The organism is Candidatus Bathyarchaeota archaeon, assembly GCA_026014685.1.
Classification (GTDB): Archaea; Thermoproteota; Bathyarchaeia; order Bathyarchaeales; family Bathycorpusculaceae; genus Bathycorpusculum.
Genome location: JAOZHW010000007.1, coordinates 397,749 through 414,819, shown reverse-complemented (window position 1 = coordinate 414,819; position 17,071 = coordinate 397,749). Strand labels below are relative to the sequence as shown.

Here is a 17,071-nt window from a genome sequence, read left to right as displayed (position 1 = left end):
TCTATGCTTTAGGACAAGTGTACTAAACGCTAGGACATCCGATTGCTTAACTTAAAAAAAGGAAAATGTGTATTCTTCAACAAATTGAAAAGCCCGAATGATTATTCAAGGGCAAAACTCTTGTTTTGAAGGTAACAGCAGATAGTCCCGTCTGTTCCCAGTTACCCATTTCTAAAAGCATTTTATATACTCCAATTTTAGCATCTTCTGTGCGGTTATTGTCAACCTATCTGTGTATTCTTATTCGGTTCAGTGTTAACCGATTATTTGTAAAACAGGCATTGAAAAGTTTAGGGTAGTAAGGACGAAGAAAAAATGTCCTTTTAAGGCATCCTATGATTTCCTAATAATATCCTATCAGGTTTGGTTTAGCTATCTGGGTTTTGTGTGTCTATCATTCCAATCAACCGCTTATGGTGTTGTGTTCAAAATATAAATGTAGACGTATCTGCCTGTAACAGAGTAAGCTGAATCAGAATAAACTATGTCTAGTTTATTTCCGTACTGCCCAAGTTTGCTTTGTACGTCGGTCCAGGTTTGGTTGGAAGCGCTGTTTGGTTCCCATATTCCCCAAATGCGGTCGTTTGGGTTTCGCATTCCCCAGCCATAATTCGTTGGCAAAACCAGCGCTGCTTGAGCTTTAACGCTACCATGTATTACAGTGGGGTTTTGAACTACTTCAGTCCAGAAGCGTTCTAATGCTTGGAAATGCTCCTCTTGTAGAGTTCCGTATGGTCCTGACATGCTTTCTGCATAGTTGAATAGTATGACATATTGGGCTCCGTTTTCATAGGAGGTTTTCATTTGGTTAAAAATTTCGCTTCCATCCGCAAGGAACGGGGCTTGGGTGTATTTCCACGTCAAGATAGTTCCCCAACTTTTACCCTGCAGATTTGCTGCGCCACGCACTAAGGCGATTTCTTGAGCAAACGAATTGTTCCAGCCTAACTGCGCAAGAACCATGTCATATCCGCTCTTGTAATCCCACCAGTAAAGACTATAGTCAGACGTAAAAATTGGAAAATCCCCTCTACTTATATTCCATTGGCTTCTCAGGTTATCTATGGGTCCTTTGGTTTTGGTCATAAATAGGTTTGCTGCAGCATTATAGTCAGGTATTGGGTTTTTGGTCTTAACTTGCTCATAAGTTTCTTCTTGAGCAATACGATCTGAGCCATTCTCCATTGTATAGAAATTATCTCTCAATACTTGATAAAAGTCCCCTACATTATGGTGGCCATAAGGTAAACCGCCTGTGTATACTTTATTTATTGTACTTGTGATTGTTTCACTTACTGTTATTAAACCGTCTGGCTCATAAGTGGTCAAGTTGGAATTACTTAACGTTTTAGATATCGTTATAGAAGAATTGTCAGGATCAAGCTCAGACGAAAAGGAAACAATGCTTTTCTGTACTGTAATTTTGTCGTTTGGGAAAAATGTTGTCAAACACCCATTGCCATCATCGTAACTTACAATGCCGTCATTTGATTTGTTTACCGTAATTCCTTGTACTTCATTAAAAGTAACGGAGCCATCAAGCATTTTGCCTCCAGGTTCATCGCCCAAATAGACGCCCACGAACATCTTACCCCATCTTTGCTTGGCAGTTCCTACCCACATTGCATTTTGCGCAGGACCTGATACATCAAACATAGCCGCAAAGTGTAATCCTTTAGATACCGTATAATCGCCTATCTCGTTGACAGCAGTGGCATTATCCTTTAAAATGCCTGATTGCAGCACAAAGAGGTTTGTATAATTTGCGACTTTGTCAATGAGGGTTTTGGCGTCTTGTATGTTATTTCCGCCATAGGTTACGCCGACGTAGAAAGGTTCCTGTTCTTTATTTTTTCCAATGAAGCTTGTGTAATTGATGAATGTAATCAAGCTTCCGCAAAGTATACAAATAATGGCTAATGAGAGGATATTTTTCCGGTTCATGGGTACACGCCTTAGTCGAAGTCAAATCCAATAAATAAAAAAAACGGTAAAAACGGTCAAAAAAACGTTTAGCCTGTTTTATGTGTGGAAGGTTCCTGTTTCAGAGGTCGCAGTATGTCCGTAGGTTATATGCGGGTCTTGTCCAGAGTTCAGGACTGTATCTAGGTTAGTATCGTACCAGTTCCAACCACTTAATTGATACTGCATTGAAGTTGTTTGTCCAGCAAGAGCTGGTGGGCTAGTTGCAGTCATAGCCCCTACACTATCCTCAAATGTTGTGACATATCTGTCACCACTCCAAACAACTCCGAAGTCATACGTACGCATCGTAGTCCAATGGGCTCCGCTGTCTAAGCTATAGTAAAACATCCAAACCTTACTACCGGTACCATTTCTTCCAACGCATATCCTTATGGTATTAGAATCAAGATTTGTCGTTGAAATTTGAGTTGTAACATCAGACTGCCAAACGCCTTGTTTCTGTACTGCAGCAGTAAAGAATAATTGTGAGGTTGAATCGGTTTGATACCAACATAAGTTTATTTCTGCAGTGTAATTATTAGTGCCACTTGCAACCAATATTGCATTCCACTTTTGCATATAATTACCAGATTGAGCGTGAACTGCTGAGGTCTCCTTTACATACGACCAGACTCCAGTGACATCGTTTTGAACATGATACCAACCGTAACAGTATGTTGTAGCTGACGCCGCTGGGAAAAACAGCATTGAAATCATGACTAAACAAAAGGTTCCTATCAATATCGCTTTTTTACCTGTTTTCATCAGTTCTCTCCATTTTTTTATTTTTCTTCTTAGTAGTTTGCCTGGCAAACTAACTTATGCATATCAGACAAGCTGTACTTAGTTCTACACTTTAGGACAAGTATACGAAATTATAGGACAGTACGTTTAACCAAGAATTTTATTTTGCGCTAACAAGAAGATAGAAAAAGCTTGCAGACGTTCGCCATCAAGGAGTAAACAAAAGCAAAATCACCATTAATGTGTAAAGTTAATCGCTTGCAGAATGAACTAAGTCATGCAACTCAATTTCTAAACCAACGAAGGAATACCTGAGTGAACCAAGAACATGCTGCCAAAAGGCACTGTTATAATTAATTATTGATTTGGAATTACCCTTATTTTGAAAGTAATAGCAGATAATCCTGTTTGTTCCCAACTCCCCATTTCCAACAGCATTGCGTATTCTCCGATATCTGCTTCTTGTAGCGCTGTTATTGTCAAGTCAGTTGTTTTATTCTCATTCGGTTCAATCGTTAGGGGGTTTACGGTGAAACTGGCTTCGAAAAGTTTAGAGGTATTGGAGGACTCATCATCGATAGACGATGGAGCAGTTGGGTATGGTGCTGGTGGAGAAGTGATTAATTGAGACAAGCGTTGACCTTCAAAGGACCCTACGGACAGATAGAGAGGTATTATGAAATGATTCTTTGAGAGGGATGCAAAAGCAACATTTATCGTAATCGAACTTTCTTGAGTGATGTTAAACTCGAGGCTTTCCTGTGAATCTTTTAATAACTTTACTGAAAGGCGTAGAGACTGAGCGTTCTCAGATTCATTGCCAGGACTGCCGGTTGGCATGGGCGGGTTTACTGACACTCCACCTTTTAAAACTAACAACTGATAACTTACCGCAAACGTAATCAATAATAGAACTACAACAAATATAACAGCTAATATTTTGAACTTTCGATCCATACCGTTCCTATAACGGCAAATCATATTTAGCTCTTATCAAAAAGTGGATAGCTAATCTGCTGATAAGGGGACGAGCTGTCAAAAAAGATAACAATCGAAGTTTAGCTAATATCATAAAAAAGATTAGTGAAAGGTATAACGCTTAGTTATACCCATGTTTCCCATCTATAACTCAAAGCACCCATTGAGTGTGATTCTTGCACGGGGCTGACCGTTGACCACCAGGTATTAATTGAGTTTGTCCAATAGGCCCATCCTTGTGAGTTTTGTAGCCAATTGCGGTAGAATACGGCATGAGAACTATCGCTTGTGTATACTCCGGAATTACTGTAGACCTCTTTTTGGAAGCCAGCTTGGTTGTACAAGCTTGAAACGTGCCCAGTTCTTACCCATTGATAGTTAATCCAGACATCGTATTTCCAGCCATAAGCATCCTGAGTGCCATCCAACATGATAGTATAGGTGTCAGCAGAAGTTATGGGAGTGTTTTTATTCAGATGGATTATCCAGTAGCCTTCATCACTGTCGTATGAACGCCAAGAGTAAGCTTCGCCTAAGTTATGAGAAAGTACAGTTTCTACCCAGTTGCTACCACTATCTAAACTGCCAAGTTGCATACACAAGTAATGGTATAGCGTTTGGCCTGAAGCAACACCCATGGAACCTGAGACCATCTCACAGGAGACGCCTCTCCAAGAGGCAGCACTTGTTCGCATACACGATGTTCTATCGGCTTGGGAAGCAACAACAAAACCATCGGAAAATGCTTCTTGTTCGGCAGGGGCTTTTATGGGCCCTCTGTTGGGCATTTTGGCAACTTCTTCAGCAGTCATGGCTCTACCAAGCCATCTTGCACCAGTTTTAGGATCCCAACCCATTCCCAGCTCTGTGAGCCTTGCGGTTATTTCTTCATCATTAAGCGCCTGTAACTTGAATTCTTGTATTTTCAGCGTCACTGGATCTACAAAGTTTTCTTGTGGTTCCCAAATCCCAGAGATTGATGCATTATCGGTCCCTGATGCAGTTACTAAGACCATTGGAGAAAACATCGCGATGCTAAGCAAAATAGCTGTTAAGTGGTAAACTAATTTCCATTTCACTATTTCACCTCCCTCTTAGTCTACAACCTGCTTTACAGACTATATTTCTATGCTCTAGGACAACTGTACTAAAGAGTAGGACATCAAATGCATAAAAACTACACGTCTTAAAAAGTAAAAGCGGTTGCCGATAATGTAGAAGAGAGATTATTTCTTCTCGTAGCCAACTTTGAATTTTTCATACAGATGGACCAAGTATTGTATTTAGTACGTAAGTATCAGATCTATTATTGAATACGCACTCCGCTCGAATTGTGGAATCGGTCACAATAGTTTTTCGGTCCAATTGTTCAATTGAAGAATAAAATTCACAACGAGTAACATTCGCGTCTATTTTGAAAGACGCTGTTTTATTTACCTCTTTCTGCAAGCTATTCAGCGTGAATGGAATTTTGATTGAGTTGCTGTTAATTTGAATCCCATCTGGGCTGTCTCCTATCAAGGATGCATTAGTAGATCTCAATACCAAATAGAAGCTTGTTTCTCTCATACTGAGGCTTTCACAGGAAACAACTAACTGATTAACTTGCCCAGCATAAATCTGTTTTTCACTGGCTATCTTGTAGGAGATGACAGCGGGACCTAAAGAGACATCATAGGTTTCATACGCCAGCAAGCTAAAGATTATGGCCAAGACAAAATAGACTGCAATATTTCTTTTTTTCTGGTATTTCCTTAGTGATGGGAATTTCAAGAAACATACAAGAACTATTACTGTAAGAGCAATGAAAAGAATAACATAAGGAACAAAATACAAGTTAGCAATTGACACTTTCTGTATACACCGTTAGATTATTTACAGATTGGATTGATATAAAGCGATGCTTTAGGACATACTGTCTCATTTTTAGTACACTTATTGAGAAACTCTTATCTCTAAAGCATCAGCATATTATTATAAATGCCCTTAGGAAAGAACACAAGAGTAGAAGCCGACAAATGTTACTAAGTAAACTTATCTGCGGTCACCAGATTAGAAAAAGAGGAAGTGGTAATAATTAATCGAAACGAGCACAGTTTAGATTAATTTGTGTAGTGCATCCAGTACAATATCCTCTTGTTTGCCACTGATACGTGTAGCTCATGATACAATAGGTCTGATCGTATCCGTGGTCTGAGCAGTCGTATAGGTGGGAAGCTTCATGTTGGAAGAGATTTGCTACGGGAATGTAATATGGCCAACCAGATGCGGCTGCGTTCATAAGAAAATGATGCCCCATTCTATTTGCGAGACCCACAATGCTTCCGCCAGATTGCCCTGTCATTAAGACTATCACGTCACAGCTTACACCTGTCGGATCAACGCCATCAATCTCATCTAACAGGTCATAGTAATCCATGTAGTCGGGTGTTTCCCAATAGCAATAATACTGTGATTGCGCTTGGAAGTCAATTCCAAAAGGTATCTCCAAATAATCATCACCGCCCTCTAGAATGTTATTTGCCCACGCACAGCATCCTTCCCATGTCGCAAACCAAGGCTCATTACATGCGTAATAATAATACGCCTCTTCATCGATTATCACAATTGTTTTTACAACATGAGTTGTCTCATCCAATAGCATTTGTCCGCCAATGTTATCGGTTATGACTTCTATCGACATCTGATTTGGTGTAAAGTAGCCGGGTAGACATGCAAGTTTATTTAAATCTTCTTTAGTCATTTTTTCCACTATCTCAGGAGGCAATTGCCAAGCATCAGCTGTTTCAACGCACACTTCGTATTCAATATCGTTCTCAACCGTGTCTTTATTCGTGGATTGAGAGATGATAGAGCGCAACTCATCAAAAGTCATTGCACCAGCCGGAATGCCTATGGTCTCGTCCGATGGAGCCAATGCATGAACGGGCAATATTGCCATGATAACGAAAAGAACACTTGCTACTGCAACAAATTTTAAAATTTTTGGGTTTTTCATTGATTCACCTTGATAATATCTCTTTACATATTGAATTTATTTCTATACTTTAGGACAAATGTACTACGGACTAGGACACAAAAATTGAAATTGTTTGGATTAAAGGCTTCCTTTACGCCAAACCTTTATTGTCTCATAGAGAAAAACTAAGACGGCTATAGCGGTCACTGATACATAAAAGAAATATTCACCGTTAAAAACAAGCGGTCTTAAAAAAGTAAGCTCTATCAATAAGATGGTAATCGCAAAAGACAAATAAAGTAGATATCTAGGAATCAAGAAGCGGCTGATTTTAACACAATTTTCTAATATCAACTTGTCAACGGTATAATTTCCACTTTCCTTTTTTAATAGTCCTGCGTGCTCTAATTTAGAGATGTGATATTGCGCTACAGAGGGGCTGCTCAGTTTTAATGCTCTTTGAATTTCTCGAATACCAAGAGATTTACGACTCCGTAACAAAAGGCGATAGATATCAAGAGCAGTTCCCTTTAGAACATCGCTTGATTCATCTTCTGGTAAATCTCTTACCCCCAAAGACATAATTTATCGTTAACACCAATTTAAAAACTAGCCCGATATATGCAGAACGTTTCATCTGTTATACAGATAACCGAGTGTACAAAATTTAGTACACCTAATAGAAATATAATGTTAAAATATTGGGGTGCTTTGAGAATTCATTAAAACACAGGGGTGATGAATCTTCGAAACCTTGGTGAAACTAGAAACAAAGATGGTAATAATGGTCATAGTTGGTGTTTTGTCGGCTTTTTTATTGCTAGGTTTAAGCTATATTATCTTCCCCGATATGCCTATACAACAACCGCCTGGACCACAGCCAACCTCTAGACCAGAATCTTTGTTAAGCCAAATATTTTGGGCATTTCAATTGATAGGTATAGCAGCAATCGTTTCCCTCACCATTGTTGGAGCATTCATGGTAGTTAACCGTATAAGAAAAGAGAAAAATAGTGAGCAACTAACCGAAGGATAATCAAAACTCTTAAGGTTCTCTGTATCCGTACTAATTTTTCTATGTTTTGTCCTAAAGTATAGCATTAAGTATTAATTCTTACGCATTATGTCATCACAACTGGCAAGTCATCGCCTCATCCTGTTTTTAGCAGAATCCCAACCCAGTTTTGGTCTACAATCCATCGGGAGAGTAGACAAGGGTGGTGAGGGAACATAGCAAGTGCACTAAACTTGAGGTCTTCAGTGGCCGACAAGCTAAGCTAAATTTTGTAATATTTTTGATTCTCTACCCAGAGGGAAAACTACTGGCAAGCTATGACATATACAGAGAGGTCCATGCCACAAGAGGATTCAGACGTAGAGGAAAACAAAACGTGGATAGACGAGTCAAGGCTTTATTTCAGCAGGGCTGGTTGGAAGATGAGGGCACCCGAGAGACCAAACCGCATTTTCTTTCAACTCTCTATAAGCTAAGCGAAAGAGGCAGAGCCGCCTTAGAGCTGAGAAGGGACCTAAACTTATTTCTCGAAACTGCTCCCAAAGACCAGCTCAAAAAGGTAGTGGATGCCTTTAAGATGTATCGGTAAAAGATTGGTGTCGTTGTTGACCCCTACAACGAGATGATCTCGTTGTGTCGATAGATAGTTTTTATGTTCAGCCTGAGAGTTGGTCAAGGTGAAAAAGGCTTGGATAAACCCAAAAAAGTGACAGTTCAAGAAATCATCGCTGACATCTGCACCATCCTAAATAAGATCAATTTCGTGCTAAACGATCATGAGCAAAGACTGCAGCTTATCGAAGGGCTGGACCTGAGGGCTGAACTGGAACTGTTCAAGAACAGGATTTTGGCCATTTCTGATAAGAAAAAGCAGACTGAGGCTTTGCTGGCATTCAAGAGTTTGTGTGATTTGCTGGGCATCGCAGACTTAGAGCAAGAGAAACATTCAGTTTGAGGCTGAGATGAGCGGATGGCTGAACTTACACGAGGCACATCTGTATCCTTTTCTAACCTAATGTTTTGTATAGGCTCAGCAGTCTACGTCCGCTACAAAGACCACGTACTCTTCAAAAACATCACTCAACCAATTGCCGAGTCGGTCGAACGTGAAACCATCGGCTGGCTCTCGAAACAAACTGATGACATAGTGCTAATCGAGCATGACCGGACAATTCCGAATGCTCAAATTCCCAGTGGACAAGGTAGCGGAGTCATAATTTTGAAAAGTTGCGTCCTAGAAATGCATAAGCTACCGCTACAAGAAAGTTCAGATTGGAATTTAAATTCTCAAAGCCACATAGGTAAACCTGAGTTCGCGCTTCAGCCAAAGAAGCGAAAAACTCAACAAAGAAAAAGGAAAGACGGCAAATGATTACTAGAGCCACGCAAACACTAGCACAGCCCATAACCAGAAATCGCCAACTCACAGTTGAAGAACTAAAAACACTCAATCTTCCACTAAACATCCAAGGCGACACAGTAACAATCGACCACAGCTTAAGAGGCTGGCCACTTCAGCAACCAGTCACCTTAAGCCTAAACAAAGTCTTAGCAGCCAAAGAAAAAGGCTTAATCAACTACATCATAAGCGCACTCGTAAACGAAAGACCCAACCTAATCCCATACGTCTTCGACAACCAAAGCCTCATCAAAATGGCAAGACACTTCCTGCGCCACTGCTCAGGCTCTCTAAACAGCTGCTACAGCTACACCTCAACCGTACAAAGATACGCAATATGGCTCGGCTACAGCCCCGACCTCATAATCCAAGACTGCAAACCCATCGGAAACATACCCGACCCACAAAGAGTCCAAAACCACTCAGGCTATCTTGACGAGTATGTAGCAGCACTTCAAGACGAAGGCCTAACACCGAGCAGAGTACACTGCTGCGCCAAACACGTCAAAACCTTCTACAGAACAAACAGCATCAAACTTGAGCTTTCAGCACCATTAAGCCGAAGAGTAACCTACAAAGACAGAGCGCCAAAACCAGAAGAACTCGCAAAACTACTTGACATAGCACAACTCCGAGAAAAAACCATCATATCCATGCTTGCACTCGGCGCTTTCAGAGAAGAAACACTCGCCAAACTCCTCTACAGACACGTCCAAAAAGACATCGAAAACAACACTATCCCCATCCACGTACACGTCGAAGCCGAAATCACCAAAGGCAAATACCACGACTACGACACCTTCCTCGGCGCAGAAGCAGCACAATTCCTAAAAGCATACCTAGAACAACGAAAGAAAGGCTCACAAAGAATCCCACCAGAAACCTTGACTCCCGAGTCACCATTAATAAGAAACGAGCACTACCGCACCCCCAAAAGCATAACCTCAAAAGAAATACGCAGACTCGTACACGAACTATACCAAGATGCAGACTTAATCAAGAAACCAATCGGACGCATGTATGACCTAAGAGTCCATAGCCTAAGAAAATACTTCAAAACCCAAATGCTCGCACTCGGCGTCCAAGCAGACTACGTTGACTACATGATGGGACACACAATCGACACCTACCACGACATCCAAAGCATAGGCATAGACAAACTACGCAGCATCTACGCAGCAGCAGGATTATGCATTAAGCCGAAAACGCAAGTCAGCAAAGTCGAAGCCCTCAAAGAAATCATACGCGCTTGGGGCTTAAACCCAGAACAACTCTTAACCAGAGATGCACTAGCTGAAGGTGCAATCACCTACACAAACCAAACCGACATAGAAAACCACCAACTAATAGTGCTAAGCAACCACATTAAGGAGCTGATACACAATGAAAAAACAGGCTAAATTCCAGTCAAATCTTTTGAATCCCAGCGGGCCCGCCACCCCCAACCTTCCAAGTCAGTTCTTATCAAGCCATCTCTTAGACATAGAAACCAGAAGCATCACATTAATTACCACAAGATAGGCGGGGAAAGCCAACTCCGAGAAACTCCAAGCTGTTGCCGCCAGAAAGCTGGTTAGCGGCGTGAAAGTGCCGATGAGGTACGGCCAGACGGATTCAGTTTTGGGGTTCCGCCACGCTTTTGTGAGGGTGGGGACAGCGGCGAAAGCGTCGCTTGCCATGGCGAAGGTTATGGCTAGGTTTGGGTCGCGGGTCAAGTACCACAGCACCAAGGCTGCAGCTGAGAGGACTCCACAGAGGTAATCGAAAGTTGAAAGTTTCCAGTAGGCTTTCTTACAGAAAAACGAAGCTGCAAAAATCAGAAACGGCGAAAACCCCGACATAAACACGGGTACCACTGCCCAACCCACCCCGCTGGAGACCGCCGCTGCAGTAGCTATGAAGGGTGCAACCGCCCACATGAACCAAGTTACCCTGTTGGGTTTAGTTTCGCCCCTAAACATGGAGCGGATGTAAACCAACGCGGCGGTCAACGAGGCTGCGGCGGCGACAAACACTAGATACTCAAACATACGGGGTACTTCTTGGGTGGCTCAGGTATTTTAAGGGGGCTACAATGAACCCACTTAAGGGTGTTTGTTCTATATATAAGGGAGGGGAGGAGGCGGCAGAGCAGTAGCGCCTGCGATTACGGTCTCGTTTAGAGGGTTTTCATGACGGTGTCCATGTTGAAGGAAGTGTTTGCACAGCCATTCTTAATCAAAGGTATGCCTTGACCGCGAACATCTAGGCTGGCTAAGAGGTGCCCCATCATCTTCATCTCTTCTCCACAAGCCACCCCTACAACGCCTTCATAGCAGTTGTTTTTAAGAATCTTTGGAATACATGAACCGCCGGGAACAACGTAGACGTCGTAGCCTTTGCTTCTGGCGTATCGGTCAGCCTTGTTAACTATGCAGTCATCGGAGCAATGAGCGCAAGTGTAAGCTGGAACTTCGGGGTCAAAGCTGGCTTTACATCTGTTGTCCATGTATTTGCGGGAACAGTGCGGGATGAAGAGTGCCCGTTTCTTGGTTTCTAAGAACCTTGGTCGCTCTGTAAGGTTGACTGCCTGCAAATCCAAGAGGTCCTGAAGTAAAACCACTGCGTCTGAAATGTTTAAGCCTGTGGCTTCTTGAATTCGAAATTTAACAATCAAATCGTTAGCGGTGTTTAGAACCGTTTTATGCATGCCCCGCTGGTAACTAATCATCGCCAGCTCTGTAAAGAAGAATCGGGGAACTTTTGACAAGTCAAAAGTGAATTTATAGGGCATAATGTAGGATAGCTGTTTACATCCTTAAAAAAATACCTGTCTTTTGGTTAAGATTCAGGCGTTTTTTTCTTCTCCAGATCCTGCCCTAAGAAGTCTTTGATTGACTTGAGGTCATCACGCAACCGTTTAACCTCAGTCTCTAAATCCGTGGCCCGTGACTCTACATCCCTGCGTAGCTTGTCAAGGTTGCCTTGCAGTTGAGGTTCCGCATCAAGCAACGCAAGCTTCTCTTGAAGGTTGCCTAAAACATGTTTTAAGCCCACCTGTATCTGCCGAAGCCGAACAACAGCCTCATCTAAGCTCAAAACGTCCTCAGCATCTGGTTCAGAGTCAGGTTCAAACGTGAACTCCATAGACAACCCTTAACTTAAAGAAAGAGTGTGAAGGGGTTTAAATGCTGATCTGGAACATCAGCTTTTCACTAAGTTCTTTGTAGCGGTTTCGGATAGTTACTTCGGTAACCTGCGCGATTTCAGCGATTTCCCTTTGCGTCTTGCGTTCTCCAGTTAAAACCGAAGCTATGTAGCTTGCAGCTGCAGCGATACCTGTGGGTCCACGTCCAGAGGTAAGTTTTAGTTCTTTAGCGGACGTCAAGATTTTGTGGGCGATTTCCTCCACTTTCCCCTGCATGGTGAGCTGATTTGAGAATTTAGTGATGTATTGACTTGGGCGCAGCGGCGGAATCGAGTAGTTGAGTTCCCGAATCAAGAACCTATAGCTCCGCCCAACTTCCTTTTTGTTCACTACGGATGCCTGAGAAATCTCATCCAGCGTTCGAGGCAAACCACACTGCCTACACGCCAAATACAAAGCAGCGGACGTAACACCCTGAATTGACCTGCCACGTATGAGGCGTTCTTTGACGGCTTTACGGTAGATAACTGAAGCGGTTTCCAGGATGTTTTTTGGCAAGTTCAGGTTGTTGGATATCTTTGTGATTTCTGAAAGCGCAAACGCCAAGTTACGTTCTGTTGCATCGGAAACCCTGATGCGGCGCTGCCATTTTCGCAAGCGATAAACTTGGGCTTTCTGGCCAGGCGAGAGGCTTTTGCCGTAGACGTCTCTGTCATGCCAATCTATAGTCGTGGATAAACCTTTGTCATGGATGGTGTAGGTTAAGGGTGCGCCGACTCTGGTGCGTTTTGAACGTTGCTCATCATCGAAGGCTCGCCATTCGGGTCCGCGGTCAGCCATTTTCTGCTGAACAACTATGCCGCAGTCCATGCACACGATTTCAGCGGCTTCAGAATCATGCATAAGTCGGGCGCTTCCACATTCAGGGCAAACCCTTGCTTTTTGGGGTTCAACCTTTGAGGTGGGTTGATCTTCTTCTTGTGGGGGCTGTAATTTGGGTTCCCTACTCATTGTCTCTTCTGCTCCGTTTCGTTTTCGAGAGAAGCAGATAGACTGGTTTATTCACCAATTTGGCGGGTTCTCTAACACTGGGTTTAATCACTGCATAAGGTGACGAGACTGGGCCAATGACATCGAAAACTTTGCCGACAACATTTAGGTTTTCATCGACGACTTCGGAGCCGATTTTCGGGGGATTCTCAGCTTTAACTATGGCGTTTCCTGAAGGAGATACATTTGAAATCCTGCCCAATCTTTGCAAACGCAATTCCCCTCTCGAAAACATGGAAGTGACCGTAACTGTGAATTTAAACGTTTCTGGATACTATATATAGGCATGCGACAAGTATGCGATTTAGGCGTCGAAAACTTATTAAACAGGAAGTGTGGATAAGACTGTGCCTTATCAAGGGTGAGGCTAAGAAATATGACTAAACCATTCTATGTAAAATATGAAGTCCCAAAAGAACTCGTAGATGCAGCCTATGAAGCCCTAACGATTGCTTCAAAATCAGGATCAGTTAGGAAAGGAACCAACGAAGCTACAAAAGCTGTCGAACGTTCCCAAGCAAAACTTGTCGTTATCGCTGAAGACGTTGACCCACCAGAAGTCATCGCGCACTTACCACTGCTCTGTGACGAAAGAAAGATTCCATACGTCTTTGTTCCAAGCAAAGAACAACTCGGCAAATCCATTGGCATCGATGTTCCATGTGCAGCGTCAGTCATTATGAGAGAAGGCGAAGCAGCAGGCTTAATCAAAGAGATCGTGACACGTATCGATCAGGTTAAACGAGGCACTCAGTAATGAGTAGCAAAGAAGTAGCTGAAGAACTAATTCCTGCGGAAGTTATCCAAATCATCGGACGCACGGGTGTAACAGGCGAAATTACACAAGTCCGCGTTCGTATCATGGAAGGTAAAGACAAAGGCAGAATCATCACTCGCAACGTCAAAGGTCCAGTTCGTACACAAGATATCCTGATGCTTCGAGAAACAGAACGTGAAGCGAAGAAAATCACCAGATAAACCTAACATGGAGACTTTGTCATGCCAAAACCGAGAAAATGTTCATTCTGTGGTGCTGATTTCCCAGCTGGCACAGGCATGATGTACGTTAAAAATGACGGCTCAATCCTTTGGTTCGATTCCAGCAAATGCAAAAAGAGCAGCTTAGCATTCAAACGTGATGCCCGTAAGCTGAAGTGGACTCAGTACTTCGGTAAAGAAGAAAAAGGCAAAGGGTAAACCCAAAACCTATCCTTTTCTACAATTTCATCTTATTTTTTTAGTTCAAGTTTTTGATTTGTTTACTCGTGGAAGTCTAATGGATACGTCGGTATATAGTCTGGAGCGTTTGTATCGACGTCACTTCTCAGTTGTTCTTCATCTAGTGGTTCTCTCTCGCAGGCACGTCTAAGAAGCAGGGGAGCCACAAGGGTGGTAATCATAATCATACCTAAAATCGCTGCGTAGGTGCTCTGGGTGATGGCTCCTGCAGAAATGGCTACTCCAGCCACGATTAAACCTACTTCGCCACGTGAAATCATGCCGTAACCAACTTTGATTCCTTTACTGCGGCTCTTTAAGAAGTGCGCAGCGGGCCATCCGCAGCCTACTAATTTACTGACAATCGCCACTACCACCAAACTTATGAAGAGAACGTAGAACATCCAATCAGTTGTGAAGAAGCTCCTTATGTCAAATTGGGCGCCTGCCAACGCAAAGAACACAGGCGAGAAAACTACGCTGATTTTTTTGGTGTAGTCACGGATTTTCTCAATCGCGTTTGAGCTAGCAACAGCCATGCCTGCTGCGAAGGCTCCAACGATGGGTGATAATCCAATCGCGGCGGCTAATGCGGATGCGCCAAAGCAGGAGGCGGTGGCGGCGGCTTCTACGGTTCCTTCTTTGCCTTTGGAGGTGAGGTTGATTATTCTGGGGAGTATTATCGAAGCGAAAACGGTTAAGCCAAGCCACAGTGCCAGTGAAGTGGAAATTACGATTACGACGTTTAGCGGGGTTATGGCGGTTGAAGTGGTGATGAAGGATACGATTACTCCCAATATCGCCAAACCTAAAACGTCGTCAACTACCGCGGCGCTAATCATCATCCGTGATTCTTGTCGTCTGCATTGATTGAGTTCTTCAAGTACCAGTGCAGTGATGGAGATGCTTGTGGCAACCAACGCTGAGGCGATAACTAAGCTGGCTATCGTGCCAAAGCCAAGAGTCAACGAGAGTGCATAACCCATTATGAAGGGAACGAGTACGCCGCTTGTTCCTATGATGAAGCCTGCTTTGCCGACTTTTCGGAAATCCTTAAACGTCATTTCTAAGCCAGCGACGAAGAGAATCAATATGCCTCCGATTTCTCCGAATGCTTTTACGATTTCATTGATTTCAATCAGAGGCGTTCCGTTTATCGTTAAAAATGATCCTAATGCGAAGGGTCCAAGGATGATGCCTGCGACCAGTTCGCCTAGCACTGAGGGGATTTTGCGCCAGGAAAAGATTTCACCCAGCACCTTTGCTGAGAAAACCAGAATGCATATGGTCACGATTGATGTAAGCGCAGCGTCTAAAGCCACGAAGTGCACCCCTCTCTGTGGGAAGGCAACAACGATGCTCTATTTAAAGTGCTTTATAGCGCCAGACCTTTTGGTGTAGTGAAAGTTACATAAGAAACTAAAAAATGAAAGAAGAAGGTTTGGATGCTAACCTGAGATTTTAGTTGCCCTTTTTATGCTTTCTTGGTAAGGGTTATCTCCATTGTGGAAACCATTCTGGACTTGTTCTCGCCCTCACGAGGTGGCATCTCAACGGTGCCGATTGCGATTTTGCTGACTTTAAGGTCTTTTATGAAACGGTTCCTTGCGATCTCAGCTACGTCGACAGCGGTGGTTATGGCTTGGCCTCTGGCTTTGAGGGTTATTTCGTTAAGTTTGCCTGAGGAGAGGCTTGTGATGATGGCCAATACATAGCTCATTGGGGGTTTGTTTCCGACGAAGATAACGTCTGCGTTTTCAGTCATACTATCATTTCTCCATTTGTTTGCTTTTGTGTAACGTTGCTTTTTTGCGCTCTGCTGCACAATAGAACGTTACTGCCCAATATTGCATCGAAGTTCCTAATAAGTCCATTGAAAAAGCATCCATATGTGGCGAACTGTTGGACGGGTCACTAAAGAAAGGCTTTTCTACTGCTAACCCGTAATTGGCTACAACATACACGCAGCGTGAAGTTGTGCTAACCAAACTTAAACAGCAAATCCAACAGATGCTAACCACCGAAGCAAAAATAGCCCACAAACTACACCTAACACCCAACCGCATCAGCATAATCGGTTTCATGCTCGCCTTAGCCTCCGCCGCCTGCTACGCCTTAACCACCCCTTCAACGGCATGGTTTTTGCTGTTGGCGGTGTTCTTCTTTTTAGCGTCAGGGTTCTGTGACGCCATGGACGGCATTGTCGCCCGAACCTACAAGCAAACCACCGCTTTCGGCGGTTTCTTTGACTCTGTACTGGATCGATTCGCTGACGCAGCCTCCTATGCAGGCATAATCATAGCGGGACTGTGCAGTGCAGCTTTCGGGTACCTCTGGGGCACCGTCGTTGCTTTAGTGGCTTTGATAGCGTCCATGCTGGTTAGTTATACGCGGGCTCGCGCGGAAGTTCTCGGGGTAAAAATGGAGTCAGTGGGTATCGCGGAGCGAGCGGAACGTATGATAATTTTGGCGGTGGCTAGTGTGATTGGGTTTTTCTATTTACCCATACTTGGTTACGGAGTTGCCCTAATAGCGGTGTTATCGATGGTGACTGTTGTACAAAGAGTTTGGCATGTTTATAGAGAATTAAAGAAAGAGAAAGCAGCTACCTAACTG

At 43.2% G+C, this 17,071-nt stretch carries 23 protein-coding genes; 9 read left to right on the top strand and 14 right to left on the bottom strand.

Going from position 1 to position 17,071, the window contains the following annotated elements; genetic code table 11:
- Positions 1-411: 411 nt before the first annotated feature.
- The 7 genes from NWE96_06540 to NWE96_06510 all read right to left on the bottom strand — a co-directional run bounded on the left by NWE96_06540 (position 412) and on the right by NWE96_06510 (position 7,228).
- The gene (locus NWE96_06540) at positions 412-1,944 is read right to left on the bottom strand and encodes a hypothetical protein (GenBank protein ID MCW3983639.1); all 1,533 of its coding nucleotides are present in this window, start codon (positions 1,942-1,944) and stop codon (positions 412-414) included.
- A 78-nt stretch (positions 1,945-2,022) separates the two neighbouring features.
- Positions 2,023-2,730 (bottom strand): hypothetical protein, encoded by a 708-nt coding sequence (locus NWE96_06535; GenBank protein ID MCW3983638.1) that lies wholly within the window; start codon positions 2,728-2,730, stop codon positions 2,023-2,025.
- A gap of 336 nt (positions 2,731-3,066) precedes the next feature.
- Entirely contained in the window at positions 3,067-3,666 is a 600-nt protein-coding gene (locus NWE96_06530) for a hypothetical protein (GenBank protein MCW3983637.1), read from the bottom strand.
- A 146-nt stretch (positions 3,667-3,812) separates the two neighbouring features.
- Complete coding sequence (locus NWE96_06525; GenBank protein MCW3983636.1) at positions 3,813-4,766, bottom strand: hypothetical protein; 954 nt, start codon at positions 4,764-4,766, stop codon at positions 3,813-3,815.
- A 178-nt stretch (positions 4,767-4,944) separates the two neighbouring features.
- Complete coding sequence (locus NWE96_06520) at positions 4,945-5,538, bottom strand: hypothetical protein (protein ID MCW3983635.1); 594 nt, start codon at positions 5,536-5,538, stop codon at positions 4,945-4,947.
- A gap of 226 nt (positions 5,539-5,764) precedes the next feature.
- Positions 5,765-6,685, bottom strand: a complete 921-nt coding sequence (locus NWE96_06515) for a zinc-dependent metalloprotease (protein MCW3983634.1) — start codon at positions 6,683-6,685, stop codon at positions 5,765-5,767.
- A 99-nt stretch (positions 6,686-6,784) separates the two neighbouring features.
- A complete protein-coding gene (locus NWE96_06510) occupies positions 6,785-7,228 on the bottom strand; it encodes a winged helix-turn-helix domain-containing protein (GenBank protein MCW3983633.1) in 444 nt (147 codons plus the stop codon).
- A gap of 202 nt (positions 7,229-7,430) precedes the next feature.
- Between NWE96_06510 and NWE96_06505 the strand changes: the two genes are divergently transcribed.
- From NWE96_06505 to NWE96_06485, 5 genes are all read left to right on the top strand, one after another.
- On the top strand, positions 7,431-7,682 hold the full coding sequence (locus NWE96_06505; GenBank protein MCW3983632.1) for a hypothetical protein: 252 nt from the start codon (positions 7,431-7,433) through the stop codon (positions 7,680-7,682).
- 181 nt (positions 7,683-7,863) lie between these two features.
- Positions 7,864-8,250 carry a hypothetical protein gene (locus NWE96_06500; GenBank protein MCW3983631.1) on the top strand — a complete coding sequence of 129 codons (387 nt, stop codon included), beginning with the start codon at positions 7,864-7,866 and terminating at the stop codon, positions 8,248-8,250.
- A gap of 99 nt (positions 8,251-8,349) precedes the next feature.
- A complete protein-coding gene (locus NWE96_06495) occupies positions 8,350-8,616 on the top strand; it encodes a hypothetical protein (protein ID MCW3983630.1) in 267 nt (88 codons plus the stop codon).
- A 15-nt stretch (positions 8,617-8,631) separates the two neighbouring features.
- Positions 8,632-9,033, top strand: coding sequence for a hypothetical protein (locus NWE96_06490; protein MCW3983629.1), 402 nt, complete (start codon positions 8,632-8,634; stop codon positions 9,031-9,033).
- Positions 9,030-10,460, top strand: a complete 1,431-nt coding sequence (locus NWE96_06485) for a site-specific integrase (GenBank protein ID MCW3983628.1) — start codon at positions 9,030-9,032, stop codon at positions 10,458-10,460. The genes NWE96_06490 and NWE96_06485 overlap by 4 nt, the downstream gene beginning before the upstream one ends.
- Before the next feature lie 54 nt (positions 10,461-10,514).
- Here NWE96_06485 and NWE96_06480 read toward each other — a convergent pair whose 3' ends face one another.
- The 5 genes from NWE96_06480 to NWE96_06460 all read right to left on the bottom strand — a co-directional run bounded on the left by NWE96_06480 (position 10,515) and on the right by NWE96_06460 (position 13,448).
- Positions 10,515-11,090: a hypothetical protein gene (locus tag NWE96_06480; GenBank protein ID MCW3983627.1), complete on the bottom strand. Its 576-nt coding sequence runs from the start codon at positions 11,088-11,090 to the stop codon at positions 10,515-10,517.
- A 128-nt stretch (positions 11,091-11,218) separates the two neighbouring features.
- Positions 11,219-11,833 (bottom strand): DUF116 domain-containing protein, encoded by a 615-nt coding sequence (locus NWE96_06475; GenBank protein ID MCW3983626.1) that lies wholly within the window; start codon positions 11,831-11,833, stop codon positions 11,219-11,221.
- Positions 11,834-11,880: 47 nt separating this feature from the next.
- Positions 11,881-12,186 carry a hypothetical protein gene (locus tag NWE96_06470; protein MCW3983625.1) on the bottom strand — a complete coding sequence of 102 codons (306 nt, stop codon included), beginning with the start codon at positions 12,184-12,186 and terminating at the stop codon, positions 11,881-11,883.
- 37 nt (positions 12,187-12,223) lie between these two features.
- Positions 12,224-13,198: a transcription initiation factor IIB gene (locus tag NWE96_06465; protein MCW3983624.1), complete on the bottom strand. Its 975-nt coding sequence runs from the start codon at positions 13,196-13,198 to the stop codon at positions 12,224-12,226.
- Complete coding sequence (locus tag NWE96_06460; protein ID MCW3983623.1) at positions 13,191-13,448, bottom strand: Gar1/Naf1 family protein; 258 nt, start codon at positions 13,446-13,448, stop codon at positions 13,191-13,193. The genes NWE96_06465 and NWE96_06460 overlap by 8 nt, the downstream gene beginning before the upstream one ends.
- A gap of 165 nt (positions 13,449-13,613) precedes the next feature.
- Here NWE96_06460 and rpl7ae point away from each other — a divergent pair, with 165 nt between their 5' ends.
- From rpl7ae to NWE96_06445, 3 genes are read left to right on the top strand one after another with little or no spacing between them, the layout of a single operon-like run.
- Complete coding sequence (gene rpl7ae, locus NWE96_06455) at positions 13,614-13,994, top strand: 50S ribosomal protein L7Ae (protein MCW3983622.1); 381 nt, start codon at positions 13,614-13,616, stop codon at positions 13,992-13,994.
- Positions 13,994-14,215 carry a 30S ribosomal protein S28e gene (locus NWE96_06450; protein MCW3983621.1) on the top strand — a complete coding sequence of 74 codons (222 nt, stop codon included), beginning with the start codon at positions 13,994-13,996 and terminating at the stop codon, positions 14,213-14,215. Before rpl7ae ends, NWE96_06450 begins: the two co-directional genes overlap by 1 nt.
- Positions 14,216-14,236: 21 nt before the next feature.
- Positions 14,237-14,434, top strand: coding sequence for a 50S ribosomal protein L24e (locus NWE96_06445; protein MCW3983620.1), 198 nt, complete (start codon positions 14,237-14,239; stop codon positions 14,432-14,434).
- Between the two features lie 62 nt (positions 14,435-14,496).
- Here the strand turns inward: NWE96_06445 and NWE96_06440 are convergent, their stop codons facing one another.
- Together NWE96_06440 and albA are read right to left on the bottom strand one after the other, a co-directional pair.
- Positions 14,497-15,777, bottom strand: a complete 1,281-nt coding sequence (locus NWE96_06440) for a cation:proton antiporter (GenBank protein MCW3983619.1) — start codon at positions 15,775-15,777, stop codon at positions 14,497-14,499.
- Between the two features lie 152 nt (positions 15,778-15,929).
- On the bottom strand, positions 15,930-16,220 hold the full coding sequence (gene albA / locus NWE96_06435; GenBank protein MCW3983618.1) for a DNA-binding protein Alba: 291 nt from the start codon (positions 16,218-16,220) through the stop codon (positions 15,930-15,932).
- A gap of 182 nt (positions 16,221-16,402) precedes the next feature.
- Between albA and pgsA the strand changes: the two genes are divergently transcribed.
- Entirely contained in the window at positions 16,403-17,068 is a 666-nt protein-coding gene (gene pgsA, locus NWE96_06430; GenBank protein ID MCW3983617.1) for an archaetidylinositol phosphate synthase, read from the top strand.
- The last annotated feature ends 3 nt before the right edge of the window (positions 17,069-17,071 follow it).

Excerpts from the sequence above, each read along its gene's own strand:
- NWE96_06540 (MCW3983639.1), bottom strand. The coding sequence starts at position 1,944 with ATGAACCGGAAAAATATCCTCTCATTAGCCATTATTTGTATACTTTGC.
- NWE96_06535 (MCW3983638.1), bottom strand. The coding sequence starts at position 2,730 with ATGAAAACAGGTAAAAAAGCGATATTGATAGGAACCTTTTGTTTAGTC.
- NWE96_06530 (MCW3983637.1), bottom strand. The coding sequence starts at position 3,666 with ATGGATCGAAAGTTCAAAATATTAGCTGTTATATTTGTTGTAGTTCTA.
- NWE96_06515 (MCW3983634.1), bottom strand. The coding sequence starts at position 6,685 with ATGAAAAACCCAAAAATTTTAAAATTTGTTGCAGTAGCAAGTGTTCTT.
- NWE96_06510 (MCW3983633.1), bottom strand. The coding sequence starts at position 7,228 with ATGTCTTTGGGGGTAAGAGATTTACCAGAAGATGAATCAAGCGATGTT.
- NWE96_06505 (MCW3983632.1), top strand. The coding sequence starts at position 7,431 with ATGGTCATAGTTGGTGTTTTGTCGGCTTTTTTATTGCTAGGTTTAAGC.
- NWE96_06490 (MCW3983629.1), top strand. The coding sequence starts at position 8,632 with ATGGCTGAACTTACACGAGGCACATCTGTATCCTTTTCTAACCTAATG.
- NWE96_06485 (MCW3983628.1), top strand. The coding sequence starts at position 9,030 with ATGATTACTAGAGCCACGCAAACACTAGCACAGCCCATAACCAGAAAT.
- NWE96_06480 (MCW3983627.1), bottom strand. The coding sequence starts at position 11,090 with ATGTTTGAGTATCTAGTGTTTGTCGCCGCCGCAGCCTCGTTGACCGCC.
- NWE96_06475 (MCW3983626.1), bottom strand. The coding sequence starts at position 11,833 with ATGCCCTATAAATTCACTTTTGACTTGTCAAAAGTTCCCCGATTCTTC.
- NWE96_06470 (MCW3983625.1), bottom strand. The coding sequence starts at position 12,186 with ATGGAGTTCACGTTTGAACCTGACTCTGAACCAGATGCTGAGGACGTT.
- NWE96_06465 (MCW3983624.1), bottom strand. The coding sequence starts at position 13,198 with ATGAGTAGGGAACCCAAATTACAGCCCCCACAAGAAGAAGATCAACCC.
- rpl7ae (MCW3983622.1), top strand. The coding sequence starts at position 13,614 with ATGACTAAACCATTCTATGTAAAATATGAAGTCCCAAAAGAACTCGTA.
- NWE96_06450 (MCW3983621.1), top strand. The coding sequence starts at position 13,994 with ATGAGTAGCAAAGAAGTAGCTGAAGAACTAATTCCTGCGGAAGTTATC.
- NWE96_06445 (MCW3983620.1), top strand. The coding sequence starts at position 14,237 with ATGCCAAAACCGAGAAAATGTTCATTCTGTGGTGCTGATTTCCCAGCT.
- albA (MCW3983618.1), bottom strand. The coding sequence starts at position 16,220 with ATGACTGAAAACGCAGACGTTATCTTCGTCGGAAACAAACCCCCAATG.